The sequence below is a fragment of the Pantoea sp. ANP04 genome, from assembly GCF_041982285.1.
Taxonomy (GTDB): Bacteria; Pseudomonadota; Gammaproteobacteria; order Enterobacterales; family Enterobacteriaceae; genus Pantoea; species Pantoea eucalypti.
On the sequence record NZ_JAUTYS010000089.1, the window covers coordinates 1 to 604 of the forward strand.

At 63.6% G+C, this 604-nt stretch carries 1 protein-coding gene; it reads right to left on the bottom strand.

The window, feature by feature from the left end; translation table 11 throughout:
* On the bottom strand, window positions 1–515 hold a 515-nt coding region (locus Q7C21_RS22485), incomplete at its 3' end, for an aminotransferase class III-fold pyridoxal phosphate-dependent enzyme (RefSeq protein ID WP_375151156.1).
* Between the last annotated feature and the right edge of the window lie 89 nt (window positions 516–604).

Genomic DNA, 604 nt, shown 5'->3' on the forward strand with positions numbered 1-604 from the left:
AAAGCTGCAGGTACACCGGCAGAGCTGGGTACGCCTTGAGTCAGGGCGCCGGAACCGGCCTTGACCAGCAGGCTGTCGGAATGCCCGTGGTAGCAGCCTTCGAACTTGATGATGCTGTCGCGGCCGGTAAAGCCACGGGCCAGGCGAATCGCGCTCATGGTGGCTTCAGTGCCGGAGCTGACCATGCGCACCATTTCCATGGAGGGAACGATGGAGCACACCAGATCGGCCATTTCGGTTTCCATGGCAGTCGGGGCGCCGTAGGACAGGCCATGCTCCAGCTGCTTGCGTACCGCGTCCAGCACGTCCGGGTGACTGTGGCCGAGAATCATCGGGCCCCAGGACCCGACATAGTCGACATAGCGCTTGTCGTCTTCGTCAGTGACGTAGGCACCTTCGGCGTGCTTGAAGAACAGCGGGGTGCCGCCCACGCTCTTGAAGGCGCGGACCGGCGAGTTGACGCCACCAGGGATGTGTTTCTGGGCGTCGGCAAACAGGGTTTCGGAACGGGACATGCGGGCCTCGCAAAACAGGGGCGGGCCGGCATCAGCGACCCACCGTGGCGGAATCAGGGCGTGTTGAACAGTTGGCTGAAGGCCTGGGC